Source organism: Mesorhizobium sp. M7A.F.Ca.CA.002.15.2.1 (assembly GCF_003998715.1).
GTDB lineage: Bacteria > Pseudomonadota > Alphaproteobacteria > Rhizobiales > Rhizobiaceae > Mesorhizobium > Mesorhizobium ciceri.
The window spans coordinates 1-6,926 of sequence record NZ_RZPI01000267.1 but is presented as its reverse complement, the minus strand read 5'-3'; the positions used below and the strand labels follow the sequence as shown (position 1 = coordinate 6,926).

Below are 6,926 nucleotides of genomic sequence, written 5' to 3'. Positions count from 1 at the left end.
CGATCGCCCGGCTCGGCGTTCGCGCCGACATCGCCAACTATCAGAGGGTTCCCGGGCTGTAGCAAGGCTGTTACGGCCAGCCGATGCCAGGTGCCGGCGCTTCGACGCTGAACACCTGGCCGGTGCGGGCGTCGCTGACCATATGCTCGAAGCCGCGCCATTCGGCGGCGAGAATGAACAGCGTTTTCCTGTCGGTGCCGCCCAGCATGCAGGCAAAGCAGCCGCGATCGACGGTCACTGTCTGCAGCACCTCGCCGCCTTCACGCACCCGCACGCAACGCTTGTTGGGAACATCCGCATACCAGGCCGCCCCTTCGGCATCGAGGCAGATGCCGTCGGGATAGCCGTCGAGGTCGGCCCAGACCCTTCGGTTGGCAAGGCTGCCGTCGGCGGCAATGTCGAAGGCGGTCAGCCGATTGGCATGGGATTCCGCGACAATCAGCGTCTTGTTGTCCGGGCTCACTGCCATGCCGTTGGCAAAGGCGATATTTTCCGCCACCTGCCGGACCGCGCCGTCCGGCGTGATCAACACGATGGTGCCGGGGCTGAAATGCTCGCCAGAAGCCGGCGCCGGTCCGCCGCCATTGACATAGGTGTTGCCGCGCCCGTCGACGACGATCTCGTTCCAAGGGCTTTTCGACAGGTCACGCAAATCGGCGCGAGTGACGAGGCTCCCGTCGGCCTCCTGTCGTAGCAGCAGCCCTTCGCGGCCGGAGATGACGAGCAGGCGGCCATCCGGCAGCCAGTCAATGGAGTAGGGCAGGACAGCCGGTACGGTGAGCATGACCTCGCGGTTGCCGTCGGCATCGACGGCGATAATCTCGCCGGTGCCCCAGTTGCAAAGCCACAGCCGTCCGTCATGCCAGCGCGGCGACTCGCCGAAAGCGAGACCGGCAGTGACGAGATGCGCTTGGGGGGCAGGTGGTTTCTGCATGTAGGGGACTCCTTGTTGAGTGCGTCAGCATCGCCAAATGGTCCATGATGGCGCTGTCTCACCAAGGACGGGCGAGGCAGCGGTCTGCCGACAGGCACAGAACCGATAATTTTGGTTTGGCTGCTCTTTGCTGAGTTCGCGACGAAGCCTCGAGGTCAGTTTTTGGAGTGTTCTTCAAACTATCGGTTGAAGTGTTCTTCAAAATATTGGTAAGACGCAGTGAAAATGAATTTCAAGCGCCTTTTTATCCACTTTTCCAAGTGATATTCTGCTGACAGACTCTGATCTACCGGTATTGCTTTCCTCCGGGTAAGAAGGCTTTGGAATGTTCGGAATTTTTTCGCGAAAGAAAAGGCTGCAGCAGTCGACAACGATTTCGGCGCACCAGCCGGAGCAACCGACGGCCAGTCCGCGCGTGACTTCAATTGTTGTCCCGTTTTCAGCAGTCGAGCGCGCCGCTAAGGAAAACTACGTTGCTGACCTCGTGACTGCAGTCATGGATTTCGTGACCGCAATGTTTGATCAGGGCCTCTACAAAGATCACGAAATACCGCCGTCAGCGAGGCAGTTTTTTCACGCTTACCTATACGGGATGGAAGTGGCTAATGGCGGCCATAGCCAATTTATTCACAATTACCGTGATCACCTCGATAAAGTCACCTCGGATGTGCATTTGGCTTTGGCTGGAATGCGAGCAGAAAACCATTTAGCTATTTTGAAACAGATGGTTGCTTGGGTCCGGGAACATCCCAAGGAAGCGGAGGAACAGACTGGATTCGAAGGTGGCCGCGCTGATTTCCTTGATGGACTCGACGATCTTTTTTACAAGGAGGAAGACAGCGTCCCGATGCTTGCCCGCGCAGTGGGTTGGATAGCCTCCTGGCCTGAACTGGAGATTGTCGACGATGCCGAATGCCAGGAGGCCACTCTTGACATTGTGATGGCCAACTCCAGGCGCGAACCTCGATTGCGCCATCGTTCGGTGTTCCATCTGAAAGCAGTGATGACGAGCCGACTTGAAGTGGGCATCGGGCTCGCCTGTGCAGCTTTGCCGCAGCCCGAGGTTAAGCTCGGGCTCGGCAAAGGACGGATGTTGGACATAGATGGCGAGAAGCAGATGACATTTCCGGTCGTAACCAACGCCGGCAGGGTGCGTTTGTGCGTAGTCACGCCAACGCATGCGGCTGCATACCAGTACCTGGCTGCTGATGGTACAGAACTGCAACTCGACCTCGGACCGGTCGATAGCGTTGATGAGTTACTTGGCGAAGGTGCTCCACGTGTCGGTCTGAAGCTGTCGCATGTCGGCGCTGATTCAATAGCGACAGTCATCGAACTGGCTGATGAATACGGGGCACCAGCAGCCCTCGACCTTCTTTTGCGCAGGGCTGGAATTGATACGGCAGGAGCAGTTGCTTTGCCATCGATGCTGATTCCGAGCGAGGGAGGATCGGTCGTCAGTTGGACAGTTGCTGCTGACGGTAGACTGCTGTTTTTGGTGTCCTCTCCCAACGGGAGCGCGCTCTTGAGGTCGGGCGCCGAAGATCCGCTGGCGGATGCCCATAGGCTTGAGATCGAAGAACATTTTGTGCGCGCCGAAGCCGATGGTGCCAACTGATCTGGGCTGATTGTCTCGAAATTCTGACGCCAGTGGCACAGGCATGCGAGCCGGTCGCGACCTCACGAACGCGGAGCGTTCGGCTATCCTGAGGCGACAGGCCCTTGCCCGTTCGCCCGCGCCGCCGATTGTTGCGTTGCGGCGAGGGGGGCTTTCGGCTATTGAGGCCGGACTTGAAACGGAGCCTGTTTTTAGCTGATGAGCCTTGTCGATACGGTCAAGAACGCGTTCGTACCGATCCATCGCGAAGGCTATCCCTTCATCGCGGCCTTTGGCGCGGCGACGCTTTTCCTCGGCTATTTCTCCTCGGTCCTGTTCTGGATCGGTCTGATCCTGACGGCCTGGTGCGTTTATTTCTTCCGCGATCCCGAGCGCGTCACGCCGGTCGACGACCGCTTGGTGGTCAGCCCCGCCGACGGCATCATCTCGGCGGTCGGGCCGGCCGTGCCGCCGCGCGAACTCGGCCTCGGCAATGTCGAGATGACCCGCATCTCGGTGTTCATGAATGTCTTTTCCTGTCACGTGAACCGCGCCCCGGTACGCGGTCGTATCGTCAGGATCGAACACCGGCCCGGAAAATTCCTCAACGCCGAACTCGACAAGGCCAGCACCGAGAACGAGCGCAACGGCCTGGTCATCGAAAGCCCCAACGGCACGATCGCCGCCGTCCAGATCGCCGGCCTGGTGGCGCGGCGGATCGTCTGTTGGGCCGAGGCGGGCGGCTCGATCGGCACCGGCGAGCGTTTCGGCTTGATCCGCTTCGGCTCGCGCGTCGATGTCTTCCTGCCCTTGACCGCCACGCCGCGCGTTGCCGTCGGCCAGACAGCGGTCGGCGGCGAAACCGTGCTGGCCGAATTCGGCGGTGTCGCCGGCACACCCCTCGTGCGGATTTCCTGAGCCGTGGGCACGCAGTATAAGAAGTTCGAGGCCCATGCCAGCGGCGGTCCGCGCATCCGCGAGATCCCGATGCGCATGGTGCTGCCCAACCTCGTCACCGTGCTTGCCATCTGCGCCGGTCTGTCGGGCATCCGCTTCGGCTTCGAAGGCCGCTTCGAGCCGGCCGTGGTGATGGTGCTGCTGGCCGCTTTCCTCGACGGCATTGATGGCCGCTTGGCGCGGATGCTGAAGGCAACCTCCAAATTCGGCGCCCAGATGGATTCGCTGGCCGACATCGTCAATTTCGGCGTCGCCCCGGCTTTGGTGCTTTATGCCTTCCTGCTCGACCGTGCCGGCTCGCCGGGCTGGATTGCGGCCTTGCTGTTCGCCATCGCCTGCGGGCTAAGGCTCGCCCGCTTCAACGTGCTCGACGACGAGAAGGCCGACCGCCCGATATGGCAGTCCGAATATTTCGTCGGCGTGCCGGCGCCGGCTGGTGCTGTGCTGGTGATGCTGCCGCTCTATCTCTATTTCCTGCGCACAGGGCTGGAGCCCAGTCGTCCAGCGGCCTTCGTCGCCACCGGCTTTACCATACTGGTCGCCTTCCTGCTGGTCAGCCGGCTGCCGGTCTATTCCGGCAAGAGCCTGAAAATCCCGGGCGACAGGGTGTTGCCGATCATCCTGGGTGTCGTGCTCTACGTACTGCTGCTGATGACCTACCCCTGGTACACGCTGACCGCTTCGGTTGCCGGCTACCTGATCTTCCTGCCGTTCAGTGTGCGCGCCTATTCGAAACGCGCCAAGCTGGAGGGCGAGAAGGTACCGCCTTCGGATATAGGTTAGAAGGTCGGCGGAAGTGCTTGATCCGACTCAGGCCGCGACGCCGAGCCCCAGCCTGTCGATCGCCAGCTTTCGGGTCGAGACATAGTCGGTCTTGCCCGAACCCAGCACCGGGATTTCCTCGACCTTGACGATGTCGTTGGGCACCATCAGTTCGGCGGCGCCCGCTTGTTTGCCGAATCTGCGCAACTCGTCGGGATTGGCGTCGTCGGCGGTGGTGACCAGCACAATGCGCTCGCCGCGCCTCTTGTCCGGCACCGCTACCGCCGCATGGCGTTCTTCCGGCCACAACGACTGCACCAGCATCTCGACAGCACCCAGCGACACCATCTCGCCGGCGATCTTGGCGAAGCGCTTGGCGCGGCCGCGAATGGTGATGAAGCCTTCGCGGTCGACAGCGACGATGTCGCCGGTGTCGTGCCAGCCCGTCAGCGGCTGCAATTCACCGGGGCGGTCCGATGTCATATAGCCCATCATCAGGTTCGGTCCGTCGAGCCACAATTGGCCGGCATCGGAAATGCCTTCGATCGGCTCAAGCTTCATGCGCATGGCCGGCAGCAGCCGCCCGACGGTACCGTCGCGGCCATGGATTGCCGTGTTGACGGCAACCACCGGCGCCGCCTCTGTCAGCCCGAACCCTTCGATGATCTCGGCCTGGAAGCGTTCGCGATAGACGCGGCGGGTTTCCGGCTTCACCGCCTCGGCGCCGGCAACGACGAAGCGCAGGCTGGAAAAATCGCCGTCCTTGGCGGTACGCGCATAGTTGGCGAGGAACGTGTCGGTGCCGAACATAATGGTCGGTTTCCCCTTGCGCGCAACCTCGGGGATGATCTTGTAGTGCAGCGGCGAGGGGTAGAGGAACAGTTTTACCCCGGTGACCAGCGGCAGGATGGTGCCGCCCGTCAGGCCGAACGAATGGAACACCGGCAGCACGTTGAGCAGGATGTCGGCGGGCGAGATGGTGATGCGCGCCTCAGCCTGCATGGCGTTGGCGTAAAGGTTCTTGTGCGACAGCACGACTGCCTTCGGCGTGCCTTCCGAGCCCGAGGTGAACAGGATCACCGCCGGCTTGGCCGCGTCCTGTCGCTGCAGCGGCCAGCGCCACAGCAAGGCGGCGGCAAGCTTGTCCAGCGCGGTGACGCTCTCCCGCACATCCTCGAGCCAGAGAAGCCTGGCGCCGCCCTTTTCGACCGCCGCGACGATATCGGCAAGGTCGGCCTTCTCGACGAACGCGCGGGACGAAATCACGGTCCTTATCACCGCCGTGCGCACGGCCGCGGTGACGCTCGCCGGCCCGGCCGTGTAGTTGATCATCGCCGCCACCCGGCCGGCCGACAGAAGGCCGGTGAGCGACAGCACGACGCCATTGGCATTGGGCAGCATCACGCCGACTGCCTCGCCCGGAGCCGTTACCGCCTCGAAGCGCCTGCCCAGGACGCGGGCGCCGATGAACAGCTTGCGGTAGCTCAGCGCGCCGGAGATCACGTCCTCGATGATGATATGCGAAGCGCCGACGCGGTCGGCGGCATCGCGCATGGCCAGGAACAGGCCACGATCGAGGTTGGTGCCGAAGAGCCGCGCCTCGGCGACACGGTCGAACAGCGCGTTGGTGTTCGAGGCCTGCTCGGGGTTGCGCGCCACCAACTCAGTGATGGTCATCGGCTCCAGCACGCTGATCGACAGTTGCGGAAACCAGTGTCGTGGCGCCTTGTCCCCAGGCGTCAACGACACCGGCAGGCTGCGCGCGCCGCCGACGAAGATCGGCACGATCTTGGCATCGGCCTGCATGGCGATGCGGGTGACGGCACGAAACAACCGAAACGTCTTGACGTCGGGCTCGACTGCATCCGGCAGATAGACAGCGAGCCGGCCCTTGCCCTTCAGCACCCGCACCAGCCGGCGGCTGACGAAGACATGTTCGGCGTTGAAGGCGATGGTACGGCCAAGCTCGCGCCAAGGTTCGAGCCACGGCGAGCGCGCCGAGACCTCATCGAGAATATGCAGCGTGTCTTCCGGCAGCAGCGACAGCATCAGCGCCGGCTCGAAGCGCGATTGATGAGAGATGACGTAGATGACTGGGGCCTGCGCCTTGCGGGCGATCCTGATGCGGCTGTCTCCGATCCGGTAGGCAAGCTTGAACGGGACATAGAGCAGCGCCTGGGTGAAGCGTAGGCCGAGGCGGAATTTTTCCGCCACGCCAATCAGGAGCCAGGCCAGAACAAGACCCGCAAGCAGCGCCAGTGTCAGGATCATGCCGCGTCTCTCCCAACGTTTTTAGCATCTCGGCTCTTTGCGGCCGTGTCGGCCAGAACCTAGACGATGTGGGAGCAAGGTCAATGCGGAGCTTTTGCTTCCCTTGGTGCGGGAAGCTGCTTCTCACGCCGCCTGCAGCCGTCCACTGATGAAACGAAATTCCTGCGTCTTGCCGCCATAGCCGTAAGCGGCTGCCGGCACTTCATGCACGAAGGCGTAGCTCTCCTCGTGCACGCCGCCCAGCAGACGGCCGAAGGCTGCGAAGATCGCCTTCAGATAGGCCTCCAGCTCAAGCTTGGTGTTGGTGCCGTCGACCACCTTGATATCAAGCCAGAACGTGTTGGTGCCGTGCTCGGCCAGCGACTTGCCGCCGGCGAACCAGTGCTGCGGATCGACATAGGACAC

At 62.2% G+C, this 6,926-nt stretch carries 6 protein-coding genes; 3 read left to right on the top strand and 3 right to left on the bottom strand.

The genetic code is table 11. From position 1 onward, the window contains the following. Window positions 1-70 precede the first annotated feature (70 nt). Window positions 71-934: an SMP-30/gluconolactonase/LRE family protein gene (locus tag ENZ74_RS16455; RefSeq protein WP_013532545.1), complete on the bottom strand. Its 864-nt coding sequence runs from the start codon at window positions 932-934 to the stop codon at window positions 71-73. 325 nt (window positions 935-1,259) lie between these two features. On the opposite strand from ENZ74_RS16455, the gene ENZ74_RS16450 reads away from it, so the two are divergent. From ENZ74_RS16450 to ENZ74_RS16440, 3 genes are all read left to right on the top strand, one after another. Next, the gene (locus ENZ74_RS16450; protein WP_013532544.1) at window positions 1,260-2,552 is read left to right on the top strand and encodes a DUF4375 domain-containing protein; all 1,293 of its coding nucleotides are present in this window, start codon (window positions 1,260-1,262) and stop codon (window positions 2,550-2,552) included. A gap of 198 nt (window positions 2,553-2,750) precedes the next feature. Beyond that, window positions 2,751-3,449, top strand: a complete 699-nt coding sequence (locus tag ENZ74_RS16445) for a phosphatidylserine decarboxylase (RefSeq protein WP_013532543.1) — start codon at window positions 2,751-2,753, stop codon at window positions 3,447-3,449. Between the two features lie 75 nt (window positions 3,450-3,524). Beyond that, a complete protein-coding gene (locus ENZ74_RS16440; RefSeq protein WP_224621703.1) occupies window positions 3,525-4,271 on the top strand; it encodes a phosphatidylcholine/phosphatidylserine synthase in 747 nt (248 codons plus the stop codon). A gap of 27 nt (window positions 4,272-4,298) precedes the next feature. Here the strand turns inward: ENZ74_RS16440 and ENZ74_RS16435 are convergent, their stop codons facing one another. Both ENZ74_RS16435 and ENZ74_RS16430 read right to left on the bottom strand, forming a co-directional pair. Further along, a complete protein-coding gene (locus ENZ74_RS16435; RefSeq protein WP_013532541.1) occupies window positions 4,299-6,521 on the bottom strand; it encodes an AMP-binding protein in 2,223 nt (740 codons plus the stop codon). 123 nt (window positions 6,522-6,644) lie between these two features. Then, window positions 6,645-6,926, bottom strand: a 282-nt coding sequence (locus tag ENZ74_RS16430; RefSeq protein ID WP_127312867.1) for a 4-oxalocrotonate tautomerase, incomplete at its 5' end; no start/stop codon positions are given.